The organism is Sphingosinicella sp. SM1-17, from assembly GCF_056821765.1.
The window spans coordinates 369,253-385,955 of sequence record NZ_JBPDIO010000001.1 but is presented as its reverse complement, the minus strand read 5'-3'; the positions used below and the strand labels follow the sequence as shown (position 1 = coordinate 385,955).

At 64.1% G+C, this 16,703-nt stretch carries 16 protein-coding genes; 10 read left to right on the top strand and 6 right to left on the bottom strand.

Going from position 1 to position 16,703, the window contains the following annotated elements:
- Window positions 1-302: 302 nt before the first annotated feature.
- Window positions 303-497 carry a hypothetical protein gene (locus tag ACRYLT_RS02020; protein ID WP_482662441.1) on the bottom strand — a complete coding sequence of 65 codons (195 nt, stop codon included), beginning with the start codon at window positions 495-497 and terminating at the stop codon, window positions 303-305.
- Window positions 498-609: 112 nt separating this feature from the next.
- On the opposite strand from ACRYLT_RS02020, the gene ACRYLT_RS02015 reads away from it, so the two are divergent.
- On the top strand, window positions 610-1,530 hold the full coding sequence (locus tag ACRYLT_RS02015; protein WP_482662440.1) for a LysR substrate-binding domain-containing protein: 921 nt from the start codon (window positions 610-612) through the stop codon (window positions 1,528-1,530).
- Between the two features lie 61 nt (window positions 1,531-1,591).
- Here ACRYLT_RS02015 and ACRYLT_RS02010 read toward each other — a convergent pair whose 3' ends face one another.
- Window positions 1,592-2,209, bottom strand: a complete 618-nt coding sequence (locus ACRYLT_RS02010) for an SGNH/GDSL hydrolase family protein (protein ID WP_482662439.1) — start codon at window positions 2,207-2,209, stop codon at window positions 1,592-1,594.
- 98 nt (window positions 2,210-2,307) lie between these two features.
- On the opposite strand from ACRYLT_RS02010, the gene parC reads away from it, so the two are divergent.
- The 3 genes from parC to ACRYLT_RS01995 all read left to right on the top strand — a co-directional run bounded on the left by parC (window position 2,308) and on the right by ACRYLT_RS01995 (window position 9,258).
- Window positions 2,308-4,551 (top strand): DNA topoisomerase IV subunit A, encoded by a 2,244-nt coding sequence (parC, locus tag ACRYLT_RS02005; RefSeq protein ID WP_482662438.1) that lies wholly within the window; start codon window positions 2,308-2,310, stop codon window positions 4,549-4,551.
- 157 nt (window positions 4,552-4,708) lie between these two features.
- On the top strand, window positions 4,709-7,453 hold the full coding sequence (locus ACRYLT_RS02000) for a TonB-dependent receptor (RefSeq protein ID WP_482662437.1): 2,745 nt from the start codon (window positions 4,709-4,711) through the stop codon (window positions 7,451-7,453).
- Window positions 7,454-7,488: 35 nt separating this feature from the next.
- On the top strand, window positions 7,489-9,258 hold the full coding sequence (locus tag ACRYLT_RS01995) for a putative bifunctional diguanylate cyclase/phosphodiesterase (RefSeq protein ID WP_482662436.1): 1,770 nt from the start codon (window positions 7,489-7,491) through the stop codon (window positions 9,256-9,258).
- Here the strand turns inward: ACRYLT_RS01995 and ACRYLT_RS01990 are convergent.
- The 3 genes from ACRYLT_RS01990 to ACRYLT_RS01980 are packed head-to-tail and all read right to left on the bottom strand — an operon-like array spanning window position 9,234 to window position 11,574.
- Entirely contained in the window at window positions 9,234-10,445 is a 1,212-nt protein-coding gene (locus ACRYLT_RS01990; RefSeq protein ID WP_482662435.1) for a CCA tRNA nucleotidyltransferase, read from the bottom strand. The two genes, ACRYLT_RS01995 and ACRYLT_RS01990, sit on opposite strands and share 25 nt — an antisense overlap.
- Window positions 10,442-11,041, bottom strand: coding sequence for a CoA pyrophosphatase (locus tag ACRYLT_RS01985; protein ID WP_482662434.1), 600 nt, complete (start codon window positions 11,039-11,041; stop codon window positions 10,442-10,444). Before ACRYLT_RS01985 ends, ACRYLT_RS01990 begins: the two co-directional genes overlap by 4 nt.
- Complete coding sequence (locus ACRYLT_RS01980; RefSeq protein ID WP_482665375.1) at window positions 11,038-11,574, bottom strand: DUF1285 domain-containing protein; 537 nt, start codon at window positions 11,572-11,574, stop codon at window positions 11,038-11,040. The genes ACRYLT_RS01985 and ACRYLT_RS01980 overlap by 4 nt, the downstream gene beginning before the upstream one ends.
- Before the next feature lie 133 nt (window positions 11,575-11,707).
- Here ACRYLT_RS01980 and ACRYLT_RS01975 point away from each other — a divergent pair, with 133 nt between their 5' ends.
- A complete protein-coding gene (locus tag ACRYLT_RS01975) occupies window positions 11,708-12,457 on the top strand; it encodes an SDR family NAD(P)-dependent oxidoreductase (RefSeq protein WP_482662433.1) in 750 nt (249 codons plus the stop codon).
- Entirely contained in the window at window positions 12,457-12,858 is a 402-nt protein-coding gene (locus ACRYLT_RS01970; RefSeq protein WP_482662432.1) for a dihydroneopterin aldolase, read from the top strand. The genes ACRYLT_RS01975 and ACRYLT_RS01970 overlap by 1 nt, the downstream gene beginning before the upstream one ends.
- A gap of 57 nt (window positions 12,859-12,915) precedes the next feature.
- On the opposite strand, the gene ACRYLT_RS01965 is transcribed toward ACRYLT_RS01970, so the two are convergent.
- Window positions 12,916-13,755 carry a hypothetical protein gene (locus tag ACRYLT_RS01965; RefSeq protein WP_482662431.1) on the bottom strand — a complete coding sequence of 280 codons (840 nt, stop codon included), beginning with the start codon at window positions 13,753-13,755 and terminating at the stop codon, window positions 12,916-12,918.
- A 239-nt stretch (window positions 13,756-13,994) separates the two neighbouring features.
- On the opposite strand from ACRYLT_RS01965, the gene ACRYLT_RS01960 reads away from it, so the two are divergent.
- The 4 genes from ACRYLT_RS01960 to ACRYLT_RS01945 all read left to right on the top strand — a co-directional run bounded on the left by ACRYLT_RS01960 (window position 13,995) and on the right by ACRYLT_RS01945 (window position 16,562).
- A complete protein-coding gene (locus tag ACRYLT_RS01960; protein WP_482662430.1) occupies window positions 13,995-14,669 on the top strand; it encodes an energy transducer TonB in 675 nt (224 codons plus the stop codon).
- Window positions 14,670-14,715: 46 nt separating this feature from the next.
- A complete protein-coding gene (locus ACRYLT_RS01955) occupies window positions 14,716-15,540 on the top strand; it encodes a MotA/TolQ/ExbB proton channel family protein (RefSeq protein ID WP_482662429.1) in 825 nt (274 codons plus the stop codon).
- A gap of 87 nt (window positions 15,541-15,627) precedes the next feature.
- Window positions 15,628-16,107 carry an ExbD/TolR family protein gene (locus ACRYLT_RS01950; RefSeq protein ID WP_482662428.1) on the top strand — a complete coding sequence of 160 codons (480 nt, stop codon included), beginning with the start codon at window positions 15,628-15,630 and terminating at the stop codon, window positions 16,105-16,107.
- Window positions 16,108-16,133: 26 nt separating this feature from the next.
- Window positions 16,134-16,562 (top strand): ExbD/TolR family protein, encoded by a 429-nt coding sequence (locus ACRYLT_RS01945; RefSeq protein ID WP_482662427.1) that lies wholly within the window; start codon window positions 16,134-16,136, stop codon window positions 16,560-16,562.
- The last annotated feature ends 141 nt before the right edge of the window (window positions 16,563-16,703 follow it).

Here is a 16,703-nt window from a genome sequence, read left to right as displayed (position 1 = left end):
GCCTCGCCTGTCAGCTCTCAAGCGCCGCCGCGGAGCTGCTCAGCCCGTGTTCGGGATCGGCGAAGCCCACTCGCAGCCCGGCGCGCATCGGGTGGGACGGCTGAGTAACGGGCCGCAAAGGTTGAGGGGATTGTCGAAATAGGAGCGAGGCTCAGCAGCCGCGTTGCGGCGGACTCCATGGAGCAGCGAACTGGATCCGGTTGAGCTTGCAGAAGGTCAGCTCGGCCGACCGCAAGGCTCGGCGAAGCAGGAGTCCCAGGCGCCATCGAAGTGGGTGGGCGTGCAGCATTGCGGGTTCCATCCTAGATGACGGTGGCCTTGAAGGTCAGCGTGGTGATCAGGAAAGCGACGACGAAGGCGAGAAGCTGGTGAGTGGTCCCGTCCCAGCCTGCCAGCCGATTCAACAGCGAGCGGACGCCTCCAGCTAATTCGTCCAGGCCCTCCACGAGGCTGTCATGGTTCTCGACCCAGAGCCTGCCATCCATTTCATCGCGCATCTCGTTTTCCTTTCCAGAGCGATTGAACCGGTTTTCGGAAGATGCGCCTCGGGGGGCTCCTGCGCCAACGAAAGTCTGGACAGGTACGATAAGCAGACCTTATGAACTTCGGATGCGCCGGATACCCCCGCTCAGTGCCGTTCGAGTGTTCGAGGCAGCCGCTCGCCACCAGAATTTTACGCAGGCCGCGGTCGAGCTTGGCATGACCCAGGCCGCGGTGAGCTATCAAATCCGCTTGTTGGAAGAACGGCTTGGCCTGCCCCTGTTCACGCGCGCCAAGGGCCGGGTCGCGCTCACTGAGGCGGGAAGACGAATTTCGCCGCTCGTCGGCTCCGCGTTCGACACGCTCGAGGATGCCTTTTCCGGACTGGTGGCCGACGACCGCTCGATCCTGTCGATCAGCACCGCCCAGACCTTTGCCACGGCCTGGCTGGCGCCCCGGCTTGGTGCCTTTCAGGTGAAGCATCCGGATCTTGCGGTTCGACTCAGTACCGACAACCGTCTCGTGGACTTCTCCACCGGTGAGTTCCACGCCGCGGTCCGCATCGGCCGTGGCGGCTGGCCTGGTCTCAAGGCCCACTTCCTGTTCCGGTCGCACGTCACGCCGATCTGCAGTGCCGAATTCGCGGCCCGGCATCGGCTGGAGCATCCCGAGCAGTTGCACGACGTGATCTGGCTAAGCCCGAGTGACGGATGGTGGCGATCCTGGCTGCACGAGGTCGGAGTCGAGGCACGAGAAGTCGAGTCGCTGCCCGGACTGGTTCTCGATAACCAGGTCATGGAGGCTAATGCCGCCTTTGCCGGTGCGGGGATCGCGATGATGACGCCGATGTTCTGGCGAGCGGAGCTAGGTTCTGGTCGGCTCGTTCAGCCGTTCGAACATCTCCATTTTCCGGGAACCAGTCACTGGCTCGTATATCCGGAGGGACGGCGAAACCAGGCGAAGATCGTCGCTTTCCGCGACTGGCTGCTCAACGAGGTGCACGAAATGGCAAAGACGGAGCCGCCGGAACTGTTCAGCCTGCCCGCCTGATACCCCAACCGGCTTACCGAGGTCTCTGCAGGCCTGCCAACGGCAATCGAACCGGATAGTGTCACGCGATGACGGAGGCGGTCGACGCTCCGGAAGCGAACCGCGCAAGAGCGGCGGCGATCTTTGCGCCGCCGATCGCTGAAGGCTCGATAGGATTGGCGTAATCCTCGTCCTTGCTGCAGATCAATCGCAGGTCGATCAGAGTCAGGCGGTGAGCGAATGCGGATCGGGCGATGACGTCGTTGAACACGGACAGGGCCGTTCGGACGATCGGCTGGTCGGGCGCATTGCTGGGCGTGTCGTAGATCGAACAGAGCGCGGTCGGCAGGCCAGCCGACAGGATTGTGTCGAGCATCGTCCTGTAATCCTGGGCAAAATGCGCCTGCGCCTGAGACAGGACAGAAACCGCTTCGGCGACGTTGCGCACCGGGGCCTGGAGAAGGGAGGATGCACCGAGCGCGTCATTGCCGCCGGCACTGACGACGAGGTGCGTCGTGTCTTGCGGCAGCGCCGCCACCTGGCCGCATACACTTCGAGCGACCGCACCATCCACCGCCCGAAGACTCGCTTTCCAGCCCACCGGCAGTCGGGCCCGAAGCTGTTCAACGACGTCGAACTCGCCGGGCACGTAGCGCCGATTGTCGAAAATCGAGTCTCCGAGCAGGACGATGTGGCCCATGATCGCCAAAGCCCTGGCATCGGCCGCGGTTCCCGCCGCAGCAAGTTCCGCACCGATGAGAGTAGATTTGGAGACGAAGCGGCTGCTAACGCATCGTCATGAAGGATGAGTTCGACCACATCGTCGAGGCGCCGTTCGACGATGCCCTTTCGCAGCGTTACCTCGTTTATGCTCTTTCAACGATCACGGCACGCTCGCTGCCAGACCTGCGCGACGGGCTGAAGCCGGTCCACCGCCGCCTGCTTTGGGCCATGCGGCTTCTCCGGCTCGATCCCGCTGCCGCCTACAAGAAATGTGCGCGCGTGGTCGGCGACGTGATTGGCAAATACCATCCCCACGGCGACCAGTCCGTCTATGACGCAATGGTTCGCCTGGCCCAGGATTTCTCACTTCGATACCCTCTCGTCGACGGTCAGGGCAATTTCGGCAATGTCGACGGCGATAATGCCGCTGCAATGCGTTACACCGAGGCGCGGCTGACCCGGGCGGCCAACGAGCTGATGGCGGGCCTCGACGAAGGGACCGTCGATTTCCGGCCGACCTATAATGGCGAGGAAGAAGAGCCGGAGGTTTTTCCGGGTCTGTTCCCGAACCTTCTCGCCAACGGCGCCAGCGGTATCGCTGTGGGCATGGCCACCTCGATCCCGCCGCACAATGTCGCGGAGGTGCTCGAGGCAGCGATTCACCTGATCGACAATCCGAAAGCTGAGCCGTCGGCCTTGATGGACTTCGTCGCCGGACCGGATTTCCCGACAGGGGGAGTGATCGTCGACAGTGCCGAAGTGATCGCCGCCGCTTATGCCACAGGGCGTGGCGCGTTCCGGGTCCGCGCCAAATGGGAAGTGGAGAAGGGACCGCAGGGGACCTGGACCGCCATAGTCACCGAAGTGCCGTACCAGGTGCCCAAGGCCAAGCTGATCGAGCAGATCGCAGCTCTGATCACCGAAAAGAAGCTCCCCATCCTTGCCGATGTGCTTGATGAGTCGGCGGAGGAGATCCGCATCGTCCTGGAGCCAAGGAGCCGAACCGTCGATCCGCAACTGCTGATGGACAGCCTGTTCCGGCTCACCGACCTTGAGGTCCGGGTCCCGCTGAACCTCAACGTGCTGGATTCAACGCGGACACCGCGAGTGATGAACCTCAAAGAGGTGCTCGGCGCTTGGCTCGACTTCCAGTTCGAGGTTCTTGTTCGCCGTTCAAGGCACCGGATCGCCAAGATCGACGACCGGCTGGAGTTGCTCGAAGGCTATATCGTCGCATTCCTCAACCTCGATCGCGTGATCGAGATCATCCGGACCGAGGATGAACCCAAGCCGGTGATGATTGCCGAGTTCATGCTTACCGATCGGCAGGCCGAGGCCATTCTCAACATGAGGCTTCGCCAGTTGCGCCGGCTGGAAGAGATGGAACTTCGCCGCGAGCGCGACTCGCTCCTCGCCGAACGTGAAGAGCTTCAGAAGCTGGTCGACTCTCCGGCTCGGCAACGCACTCGACTCAAGAAGGACCTGACGGAGCTTCGGGCGCGCTACGGGCCTGAAACCGAGCTCGGACGCCGGCGTACCTTGATCGAGGAAGCGGGTCCCACTCGCGAAATCCCGCTCGAGGCGATGATCGAACGGGAACCGATCACCGTGATCATGTCCAAGCGCGGCTGGATCCGCGCGATGAAGGGACATGTCGAATTGGGCAATCCGGAGGCGCTGAAATTCAAGGAAGGCGACAGCTCGGCCTTCTTCTTCCACGCCTACACCACCGACAAGCTGCTGCTCGCTTCGGCTGCCGGTCGCTTCTACACGCTTGCCGCCGACAAGCTTCCCGGCGGGAGAGGCTTCGGCGAGCCGGTCAAGCTGATGGTGGACATAGAAGGGGAAGGGAATGTTGTGGCGCTCTTCCCGGCAAATGCTGCCGAGAAGCTGTTGCTCGCCACGTCCGACGGGCGCGGATTCGTGACTTCTGCGGCCGCAGCCGTCGCTGAAACGCGGAAAGGCAAGCAGGTCGTCAATCTTCGGCCCGGGGCACGGCTCAAGATCGTTCGGCCGGTAAAACCTGATCACGATTATGTTGCTGTGGTCGGCGAAAATCGAAAGATGGTCGTCTATCCCGTAGCCGAGCTTCCCGAGATGGGGCGCGGGCAGGGCGTTCAGCTGCAACGGTACCGCGAAGGAGGATTGTCCGACGCGACGACCTTCCGATTTGCCGAGGGGCTTTCCTGGTCTATGGGCGGTGAAAGCGGAAGGGTTCGCACCGAGACCGATCTCAACCCCTGGCGCACCGCCCGTGGTGCGGCAGGGCGGATGCCGCCGATGGGCTTCCCTCGGGACAACCGCTTCTCCGGAACCTGATGACGGTCGCCGCGTAGGCGGCTAGCCGCGACAATGTGCGACAAATTGGTCACCGCGCCGACACAGGTGCGCGACATGCGCTCGGCATAGCCCCGGCTTGGTTCAGCGGTGAAAATGACGATTGGGGTTCCAGCTCGTGTCTTCGAAGTGGCTTATCGTGGCGTTGCTCGCCGGAACCGGTCTTCGACCGGCCTTCGCCCAGGAAGTGCCGGTCCCGGACGCCTCAACCTCGCCGCAAGAGGAGGGGCAGTCCACGGCAGACGAGGAATTCGATGCTCTGGAGGAGGCGACCGGGGAGGAGATCGTCGTCACCGGTCAGGCGCCTCGGGGGTCGGTGCTCGGCAACACGCCGCCGGAACTGATCCTCGGCCTGCGCGACATTCGCGCTTATGGCGCCGGCAATCTCGCCGAACTCCTCGACGCCATCGCTCCGCAGACGCGCAGCGGACGCGGGCGCGATGGCGGCGGGCCGGTCGTGCTCCTCAACGGACGCCGGATCTCCGGCTTTCGGGAAATTCGCGACATCCCGCCCGAGGCAATCGAGCGCGTGGAAGTGCTGCCCGAAGAAGTGGCCTTGCGTTACGGCTATCGGGCGGACCAACGCGTCGTGAACATCGTCCTTCGCCAGCGTTTCCGGGCGGTAACGGCGGAAACCGAGTTCGGAAGGCCTACGGCCGGCGGCCGAAGCAGCTACGAAGTCGATGCCAACCTGCTTCGTATCGACCAATCTGGGCGCTGGAGCCTGGACGCCGAATATTCGCGCGATTCGGCTCTGCTCGAGAGCGAGCGCAACCTGATCCAGTCGGCGCCTCCCCGGCCCTTCGACCTGATTGGCAATATCGGCCCTTCGCCGTTCGTGGCGGGAGCAGAAATCGATCCGGCGCTGAGCGCCGTGGCCGGAGAGCCGGTCAGCGTCGCTGCCGTGCCAGGTGCGGCGGCGGACGTCCCCCCGTCGCTGAGCGACTTCGCAGTCGGAGCAAACCGTCCCAACGTCACCGATACCGGTCGATTTCGGACGCTCCTACCGCAAACCGAGAGGCTGAAGCTTGCTGGAACCCTGAACCGTACGCTGTTCGGCAATGTCTCGGCGACGTTCAACACCGAGGTGGAACTGAACGAGAGCCAGAGCCGCCTCGGACTGCCAGGCGTCGAACTGACGATCCCCGAGACGAATGCTTTCTCCCCCTTCGGAACCGACGTGACCTTGTTCCGCTTCGTCGGGAACGAGGGAGCGCTTGCTCGGGAAACCGACGGGCGCGCGGTCCGTGCCGGACTCGGTCTCAATGGAGACATCTCGCCCTGGCGCTGGAATTTCACTGCCAATTACGAAAATAGCCGCAATGTGAGCGTCACCGACACGGGGATCGACCCGGCGGCGCTGCAGGCGCGGATCGATGCCGGCGCCAATCCCTTCGTTCCCTTTCCGAATGAACTCATAGTTTTCCGCGACCGCGACCGAACCCGTTCCACTACCCAGTCGGCCGATGCGACCGCCGTGCTCAACGGCCCCGTCGTTCGGCTCCCGGCCGGCAATCTCGCCGCGAGCCTGAGAGCGAGCGTGGACAGGCGCGAACTCGACAGCCGCTCCGTTCGCAGCGGGATCGTCCGAGTCACCGATCTTTCGCGCGACCGCCTCGCCGGCCAGGCCAGTTTCGACATTCCGATCGCCAGTCGGCGTCGCGATGTGCTTGGGGTACTGGGCGAGCTTTCCGCGAATCTGAACGCGGAGGTGGAGGAGCTTTCCGACTTCGGGACACTGACAACCCTCGGCTATGGAGGGCGCTGGTCGCCGATCCCGCAACTGGACCTCGCCGTGTCCGTTACCGAAGAGGACGGTGCGCCCTCAATTCAGCAGCTCGGCGACGCGACGGTGCTGACTCCCAATGTTCGAATCTTCGACTTCGTTCGCGGCGAGACGGTAGACATCACCCGGATCGACGGCGGCAATCCCGATCTGCTCGCCGACAACCGGCACGTGTTGAACCTGCGTCTCACGGCCCGGCCGCTGTCGGACACCGATCTGACGATCATCGCCAATTACACCAAGACCCGGATCAGGAACCCGATCGCTTCCTTTCCGACGGTAACGGCGGAGATCGAAGCCGCCTTCCCCGAACGATTCGTTCGCGATGATTCGGGCCAGCTTGTCCTGCTCGACTCGAGACCCGTAAACTTCGCGCGGTCGGATCGTGAGGAACTCCGTTGGGGAGTCAATTTCTCGAAGCCGATCGGGCCCCAGGGACCCACTCCCGAGCAGCGCGCCGCCTTCCGAGAACGCATGCGTCAGCAGCCTCAAAACGACGGAGCACGAGCGGGACCTCCAGGGGGCGGACGCGGCTTCGGTGGGCGGGGCGGCTTCAGAGGCGGCGGTCCGGGCGGGCGGATCCAGCTGTCGCTTTACCACAGTTGGCGATTCACGGACGAAATTCTGATCCGTCCGGGGGTGCCGGTGCTCGATCTGCTCGACGGTTCGGCGGTCGGCAATCGCGGCGGCCGCCCCCGCCATGAACTGGAGTTCGACGCCGGCTATTTCCGCAACGGTTTCGGCGCGCGATTGAGCGCCGTTTGGCAGAGCGGAACGATCGTGAGCGGAGTTCCGGACGGGAGCGGTGGAACGAGCGGAGACCTCCGCTTCTCGGATCTTGCCACGTTCAACCTGCGCCTGTTCGCCGATCTAAACCAGCAGCGATCGCTGGTTCAGCGTTTCCCATTCCTCCGGGGAACGCGAATTTCCGTGTCGGTGAACAACCTGTTCGATAGTCGGCTCCGGGTCACCGATGAGACTGGATCCGTCCCGCTGGGGTACCAGCCCGACTATCTCGATCCGCTCGGCCGATCGGTCCGGATCACGATCCGCAAGCAGTTCTACTCGCGGCCGTCGAGGCCGTTCGGAGGCCGGTAGCCAAGCGTTAACTATGTTCGGCTAACGCCGACACCATGCAGGCCGCCGCGACGCGCGGGCGAAGGAAATCGCCGCCGAAAAGCCCCGCCGATGCACTGGCCGGGGCGGCCGAGGTCGCGCCCGAAGTCCAGCGGCTGCTCGGCCTTGCTCGACAGGGCTATCTCGACGCTCTGCCGATTGCCGCTGCGATGCTCACCATTGCCGGCGAAGACTCCTTCATCGAGTGCGCCAACGAACATTTTCGCTATCTCGCGGAGTGGGACGAGCGCCTCGGCGAAAGGCGGGTTTCCCAAGTACCGATGCTTCGTTCCGGAATGCTCGGCGCCCGTCTCAAAGCTTTCCTCCAGTCCGACGATCCGGCCTACCAGTTCGAAACGGGCGAGGAGCGCGCCATTGGCGGCCGCCACTTCGCCGTGCGCTTCGCCCGGCTCACCCATCTCCCGGGTCAGCCGAAGCGCTGCCTCATCTCGATGATCGACAAGACAGCCCAGGTCGAGACCGAGAAGAGCCTTCGCTCGGAAATGCTTCGAGACAGCCTGACCGGTCTGCCCAACCGCTTCGCCTTCAACGAGAGAGTCGATGCGGTTCTCGCCGATCCGGAGTTCCGTGAAGGCAGCTACGCCGTCCTGGCGGTCGACATGACTCGGTTCAGCCGGGTTAATGAGTGTATGGGGGCGATGGCGGGTGACGAGCTTCTGATCACCTTTGCGCGCCGGCTTGTCTCGGCCTTGCGGCCAACGGACATGCTGGCTCGCACCTCTGGCGACGAATTCGGGATATTGTTGAAGCTGGACCGCGGTCTGGCCGACGCGCTTCGCGCCGCCGAGCGGATAAAGGCGGTGCTGACCCATCCCTTCCGTCTTTCCGACCTCGAAATCAGGGTCGACTGTGCCATCGGCTGTGCCGTGCTGAACCGCGGCGTTTCCAGCGCGGACGAGGTTCTGCGAAATGCCCAGTTCGCGCTCAAGCGAGCGAAAAAGCTCGGTTCCACACAGGTCTACGAACCGATCCAGGCCGAGGCCGTGCGCCGGCGTTTCAGCATCGAAACCGAGCTTCGCTGCGCAATCGAGGCCGACCAATTGGCACTCGCCTTCCAGCCGCTGATCCAGCTCGAGACCGGCCGCGTCGCCGGCTTCGAGGCGCTCGCGCGATGGCAGCACGAGGGTGATCCGATTCCGCCGTCCGAATTCATCCCGGTGGCCGAGGAGTCGGGCCTAATCGTTCAACTCGGCCGCTGGGCGCTCAACATGGCGACACAAACTCTTGCCGATTGGGACCGTCGGACCGGCCAAACCCTTCCGCTTGGCATGAGCGTCAACCTGTCGCCGATCCAGATCAGCCGCGACGACATTGGCGCAGCGGTCTCCGGGGCGCTCAACGGTGCCGGCATTTCCGGCGCCCGACTGACCGTCGAACTCACCGAAAGCGCGATCATCCATGACCCGGACCGGGTCGCCAAGGTGCTGCGCGCTCTCAAGAAGTTCGACGTTCGGATCGCCATGGACGATTTCGGAACCGGCTTCACGTCCCTGGCCTCGCTTCAGAAGCTGCCGATCGACCTGCTCAAGATTGATCAAAGCTTCGTCAGCGACATGCTTGCGAACGGCGACTCCACCGCAATCGTCCGAGCGGTGCTGTCGCTGGCTCGAGCGCTTGGCATGGAGACTACGGCGGAGGGCGTGGATTCGGAGGATCTCGTCGAAATGCTCACCGAGCTGGGCTGCACCTACGGCCAGGGCTTCCACTTCGCCCAGCCACTCACCGCCGATGAGGCGCTGGCCTATTGGCGCTCGCGCAACGCCTGAGCGACATGTCGCCGAACGATCGCCTCTACCTGCTCGGGGTCGGACGGAAAGCCTGAAGCGATCCAATCCCGCTCGATCGCCTGGAGGGTTCCAGCAACCAATGGACCTCGGTCCAGCCCCATGCCGACCAGGTCGCCGCCGCTGATGGGCAGTTGCGGCTTCGTCCAGTGGTCGAGTCGACGCACCTCCTCCGCCCGGTCTTCGCCGAGGAGGAGGAGGCGATCAATGGCTTCGTCACGCCCGAGCCGGTAAGCCAGGGCTTCGACGGGAACGTCCTGCTCGCCGCCGCGTCCTGCGGCACTCGCCAAGCGCCTTACGGCGCGTTTGGAAAGCCTCAGGCGGCTCGCGATCGCCGAAACGATCTCCCGATTGGGAGGAAGGACGGCCGAGAGCCGTCGCAGTGGGTCCGGCGCGATTTCGAGCGCTCGCTCCCTCCTGCAGAGGTCTTCAAGTCGCGTGAGGCCGCACTCGTCGATCTCCGGAACGATCGGGTCGAAGATTCCGACGCTCTTCATCAGCCTGACCGTTGGCGCCGGATCGCCGACCGACAGCAGCTTCAACAGCTCGTCGGCAATCCTCTCCCTCGAGAGCGCCATCAGGTCGTTGCGGCGGTCAGCGCAGGCGCTCAACGCCGCCTCATCGGCTGCTCCCTGCCCGAAGCGGGCGTGGAAGCGAAAGAAACGAAGGATCCGGAGATGATCCTCGGCAATTCGCTTCAGGGGATCGCCGATGAAGCGGACTCTGCGAGCCTCGAGGTCGCCCAGCCCTTCGAAATAGTCGAAGATCTCCCCGCTGACGGGATCGGCACTGAGCGCATTGATCGTGAAATCCCGCCTCGCGGCGTCTTCGCGCCAGTCTTCGGTGTAAGCGATAGTCGCCCGGCGGCCGTCGGTGGAAACATCCCGGCGCAAGGTCGTGATTTCCACGGGACCGTCCGGGAGGATCGCCGTGACCGTGCCATGCGCAAGTCCTGTCGGAACCGACCTGATCCCGGTCGAATCCAGTTTCGTCAGTACCTCGTCGGGAACGAAACGTGTCGCCAGGTCGACGTCACTGACCCGGATTCCAAGCAAGGTATCGCGAACGCAGCCGCCGACGAAGCGCGTTTGTTCATTGGCCGCGCCGAGCGCGTTGAGCAGTATGTCCAGCTCCGGACGGGTCTGCCAGTCGGCAACGGGCAGTTTCATCGCGTCAGGTCCAGGCGCCGGCTGAGATTGACGATCATTGCTGCGGTCGCTCCCCAGATCCGCCGTCCCTGCCACTCTATCTCGTAATAGGTCCGTTCGCGGCCCCGCCAAAGGGCGCTTCGAACCTGCTGGTGCGCCGGATCGAGCAAGTAGTCGAGCGGAACCTCGAAGAGCGCTTCGACCTCGTCCGGATGCGGGACGACCGGCAGATCCGGGGGAATGATGCCGAGCACCGGGGTGACTTCGAAGCCGGTGACCGTCCGGTACGAATCGGCGGTGCCGATCACCTCAACGGCGGAACGAGGGAGCGCAATCTCCTCCTCGGCTTCGCGCAGGGCCGCGGCAACGGGTCCGTCGTCGTCCGGATCGATCCGCCCGCCCGGGAAGCTGATCTGGCCGGGATGCTTTCGCATCGTTTGAAGTCGAACGGTCAGGATGACGGTGGGCTCGCTTCTTTCGACAATGGGCACCAGGACGGCCGCAGGCGTGATCCCGGATACGATCGCCTCGCCCTCGAGAACGTCGCCGGCAATGAGCTCGGGATTGCGCCTCCCCCCGAGTTCAAGTGCCTCGCGCAGCCGAGCGGCGAGACTCACGCTTCCGGCTCCAGCGGAAAGAAGGCGCCGCTGCTCCACAACCCAGCCGGGGTCCCGGCTTCGCTGAGGCCGATCTCCGCAAGCTCGTAATATACCGGGCGGGCGATCAAGGCCTCCAGACCGGAGCGAACCAAAAGGTAAGGGCGGTCCTGCAGGCGCAGCGGATGCTCGGGTCCCGCCAGCACGAAGTCGCCGGTATTCAGGCGAAATGCGAGATTGCGATCCCGGCCCTCGCCTTCGCTCCTGACCTCTACGGCGAGAAAGGGCGCGTCGTCGACGTCGATGGTCAGCTTCTCGACCGGAGTGACAAGGACATGGCTGCCGTCCGGTTCCCGCCGAAGAATGGAAGCGAACAAACGGACCATGGATAAACGAGCAATCGGGCGACCTTCATGGAACCAGGTGCCGTCGGACGCGATCCGCATGCGGCTGTGGCCGCAATGGGGCGGGTTCCACCGCTCGACGGGCGGCGGCTTGCGAGCCTCGACCAATCTTGCGATCCCGGCCAGATCGAGGCGGTTCCAATCCTCCATGAGCGCGCGCTCTAGCCGCTCGTTCTGCGATTCGAAAATCGATCGCTTCGAGGCCATCGATCTATCGCTCCGGCTTCGATGAAATCCTGAACACGCGCTGGCCACGTGCAGGGCGCAGGGGTATCGAATTCGCATGACCGAGTTCGAAGGCCCTCGCACCGCCATCGTCACCGGCGGCGCCCGTCGCATCGGAGCGGAAATCTCCCGTGCCCTCGCCGCCGACGGGTGGCATGTTCTGATCCACTGCAACAGATCGGTCGCGGAGGCCCGGACGCTGGCTGCCGAACTTGGCAACGCCAGCGTGGTCCGGGCGGAGCTTGCCGATCCTGCCGCTGCGGACCTGATCCTGGCCGCATTGGACGGACTTCCCCCGCCTCGGCTGCTCGTCAACAACGCGTCCCGCTTCGTCTATGATTCCGCCCGCGATTTCACCGTCGAGGGGTGGAATGCGCATGTCGACATCAATCTTCGAGCGCCGGCGCTTCTGTCCCAGGCCTTCGCCCTTCGTGCCGGGAAGGGACTGATCGTGAACCTCGCCGACGCGAAGCTCGCTTCGCCCAATCCCGATTTCTTCACCTATACGATATCGAAGATGGGCCTGGCCGGGCTGACCGAACTCACTGCCCGGGCCTTTGCGCCTTCGATCCGGGTCTGCGGGATCGCACCTTCGGTGACGCTCGTGTCGGGACCGCAGAGCCGTGACAATTTCGAAGCGGTGCACAAGTTGAATGCGCTCGGGCGGGGGGTCGAGGTGAACGAGATCGTCGCTGCGCTGCGCTTCATCATCGCAGCTCCTACGCTGACGGGGCAGACGATCACGCTTGACGGCGGGCAGCGATTCCTGTCGCTGCCGCGCGATGTCCAGTTCCTGGAGCCAAGCTGATGCACAATGTCGCCAATCTTGAAGGGCTGGTTCCCGATGCACTTCGCCCGAAGACGCGCAAGATCGTGCTCGAGGATTTCCAGCTCGACCTCGACATCGGCTTCCACGATTTCGAGGTCGGCAATCCGCAACGGTTCCTCGTGACGGTCGAAGTCTGGGTCGATGAGCCTTCCTTCTCCTCCGGCGACGATCCGCACAGCGCCTGGAACTATGACTTCCTCCGCTCCGCGATCGCTCAGCTGGTCATCGGGAGGCGGTTCAACCTTCAGGAGACGCTGGTGCGCGAGATCTACAATCTCGTGGCCGCACGCCGAGGGGTGACGGCGTTGCGGGTGTCCAGCCGCAAACCCGACATCTATCCAGACTGCGCCGGGGTTGGGGTCGAGCTCGCTTCTTTCTGAATTCCGGCAGTCAGACGGGCGCTGGTCCATGATTGCTGCTGCGGCCCCCAGGCCGCTTCAGCGCTCGACCCGGTTGCGCTCGCACGGGCCGAGCCCCTGGATCACGACTCGGTAGTCCGACTGAATGGCCTGCGCCTCCTGACGCTCCGTTTCCCGGAGCGCCGAAGCGGGCAGGGACGGCGGCAGAGTGCAGGCAAGCCGGTACCACAGCAGGCTGTACGGCTGCGGCGGCGCCGCCGCATCATCGACAATCTCGCTCAAGGCGACCGACCAGCGAGGCCGCTCCCCAGGCCGACGCAGAACGTTGAGCGAGATCGGCCGTTCGTCAGCGGTCTGAAGGAAGATCTGGGTCTCGCTTTCGCCTGGAAGTGACCCTGGGACGTGAAAGGCGCGTCCAAACCCGACGATCCGCGGTGGCGCATCGGCCGCACTCGCTTCGCGAAGCATCGAGCGCAGGGTGTCGGCCGTCTGCGGCGAAAAGGCGAGCTGGGCGTCCGGCGCCACAAGACGGAGATCGTTGGGGCGTCCGGGGACCGGACTGGCCAGGATCAGCAGTTCTGTTCGCCGCCGGATCCTCGCCGGACGGCCGCGCGCATCATTGGGAAGATCGACAAGGTAGCTGATTCGCGGCGGCAGCGGCGCAGAGCTGCGAATCAGTGCCGTCACCGACGCGTCGACGAGGAAGCGGCTGTGCCCGGCTGGGACATTGGGTGCCTCGTCGCCCCGAAGCCTTTGCGCACGCTCGACGCGCACATGAGCAACTATGGGTGCCTCCAGCGCGAGGTCGGCAAGGTCGGCATAGGTCAGCGGGGGCGCCGGAGGAAGGTTTTGAGACTCAACGGGTTGGCTGGCTGCCAGAGCGATACCTGCGGCTATTACGGTAATTCCGTGATGCATATTGTCCCCGCGATTCAATTCTGGACGGCTGCGCTAGAGAGGAGTGGATTAACCTCGCATTGCGGCGGAAATCCGTCGTTACCGTACGACTCACAGTAGGCTCACAGAAGGATTGCGTCGGCGAAACTGTCACTATAGAGACACCGACCGCATCCATGCCGTTGCGTGGATGAACCGAAATTACCCGACTGCGTTTTGACTCAGCGGGTTGGCAGAACGAGAGGGAGCGCGGCTGGTTAATGTCCTACGTTGATCAGGGAATGAGCCAGGGACGGATCTGGTCGATCGTCCTCGTTGCCGTCCTCCACGCTCTGCTGGGTTACGCCTTCGTGACCGGCCTCGCCTACAAGTTCGTCAAGAACGTTCAGGAGGATCTGAAAACGTTCGACGTCCAGGAGCCCCCGCCTCCTGAGGAAGAGCCGCCGCCCCCCGAGACGCCGAAGCAGGTGCAGCCGCCGCCCGTGGTCGCACCGCCGCCGATCGTGCGGACCAACACGCCGCCGCCGCCGGTCACGACCGTGCAGCAGGCACCGCCTCCCGTCTTTACGCCGACCGCGCCGCCGGCACCGCCGGCACCGCCCGCGCCGCCGCCACCGCCTCCGCCTCCGCCGCGGACGGTCGAGCCTGCTCGCGCTCGGGCGAACCTCGCCTCCTATGTTTCGAACGACGATTATCCGTCCTCCGCTCTTCGCAATGGGGAGGAAGGGACCACCGGCTTCCGTCTGACTGTCGGGCCGGACGGCCGGGTGCAGAATTGCACGGTCACCTCATCAAGCGGATCGTCGGCGCTCGACAACACCACCTGTCGGCTGATGCGCAGCCGCGCCAGGTTCACTCCTGCCCGCGACAGCAACGGCAATCCCACGACAGACTCTGTTTCGGCGAGGATTACCTGGCGGATCCAGGAAGAGTAGATTCGGCCTAGACCCTTCCAGCTTTTGAATGAGAGGAAATTGAACAATGGCAGCACCAGCACATGGCGGCGGCGAAAATCCTTACGGCCTGGTAGCCGCGCTCGAAGAGGGCGGGATCATTGCCCAGCTCACTTTCGGCATCATGGTCATCATGTCGATCGCTTCCTGGTACGTGTTCTTCGTGAAGTTGATCGAGCAGCAGAAAATCATCAATGAGGGCCGGCGCGCCCGCACCTCATTCTGGCAGTCGGCCAATCTTCGCGAGGCCGCCAACAAGCTGGACAAGAACGGCGCCTATCGTCAGATCGTCGACGACGGTCTCCGCGCTCAGGAACAGCACACCAAGCTGACCGATCCGATCGACCAGCATGACTGGATGCTCGGCTCGCTCGCTCGCACTCAGGGCGCCATCGCTTCGAAGCTTTCCACCGGCCTGGCGTTGCTCGCCACCGTCGGTTCAACCGCTCCGTTCGTCGGGCTGTTCGGCACCGTGGTCGGCATTTATCGCGCTCTGATCCGTATCGGTGCGTCGGGCCAGGCTTCGATCGACACCGTCGCCGGCCCGGTCGGCGAGGCGCTGATCATGACCGCCCTTGGTCTCGCCGTCGCGGTTCCGGCCGTCATGCAGTACAACTGGCTGATGCGTCGCAACAAGGCGGTGGTCGAGGAACTCGCCCGCTTCTCGAACGACCTGCACGGCTACATGATGTCCGGCGGAACGGTTCGTCCGGTGGTGGCGACGGCGGCTCCGCGCGGCGGAACGACCGGTGCGACGACCGGTGCGGCCCGCAGCACGGGCGCTTCGGCGACCACCGGCACCACCGGCGGCTCGACCGGAACGGCAACCGGCTCGACCACCGGCAAGGCGTAAGACAGGGGGCTGCGGCGGTCCCGAAAGGGCCGCCGCGGTGTCCGAGGCGCCGCATTCAAGCGGCGAAATGAGGATAGGAACTGAACTATGGCGATGCAGGTCGGCGAGAGCGGCGGCGAAAGCGACACCCCGATGTCCGACATCAACACGACGCCTCTCGTGGACGTCATGCTGGTGCTGCTGATCATCTTCCTCATCACCGTTCCCGTCGTGTTGCAAACGGTGCCCGTCCAGCTGCCCAAGGTCGAGTTCGAGCCGACCGTGACCAAGCCCGAGAACGTGAACCTCTCCGTCCGGGCCGTGAACGGCGAGTGCGAAGTCTACTGGAACCTCACCCGCGTCGGATCCGAGGATCTGCTGGATCGGGCCGTTGCGGCACTCGAGGCCGAGATTGAGCGGCAGGGCGGCCCGGCGAACGTGACGGAGCTGCCGGAAGCCCACATCCGTGGCGACGTCAATACGCCCTGGCGCTGCATTGGCGGCGCGATCTTCACGATGCAGCGTGCCGGCTTCGCTCGCGTAGGCTTCATCTCGGAGCCGCCGCCGCGCGGCGGCTTCCGCCCCTGATCGGAACGGTTTTGGAGTAGTCCCCAATGAGTGCAGCGATTACAGATCCCGAATCGGCCGAACCGATGATGGACATCAACACGACGCCGTTGATCGACGTCATGCTGGTGCTGCTCATCATGTTCATCATCACCATTCCGATCCAGACGCACGCGGTGAAGCTGGACCTGCCGCAGGACAGCCTGAACAATCCGCGGCCTCCGATCGATCCGGTGAAGAACAAGATCATCGTCATGCCCGACGATAGCGTCCTCTGGAACGGCGCTCCCGTCGACCTGGTGACCCTGCGTCAGTATCTGGATATCACCACGACCATGTCGCCCACTCCGGAGCTGCACATGCAGCCTCACCCGGAAGCCCGGTACGAGACGGTGGACGAGGTGCTCGCGGTTACCAAGCGCGCAAACGTCCAGTCGATGGGCTTTGTCGGCAACGAAGCGTTCGCGAACTTCTGATCTCGCGATCGGTGGATGTGACAAGGAGGGGGCGGCGCTGCGGCGTCGCCCTTTCTCTTTGCTCCCCGGGCGGTGCACGGTAGCGTTGCCTCTCGCTCGCAGCGGTTCGTGCTGGGGCAACCCCGTCTCGCCCGCCCGGAC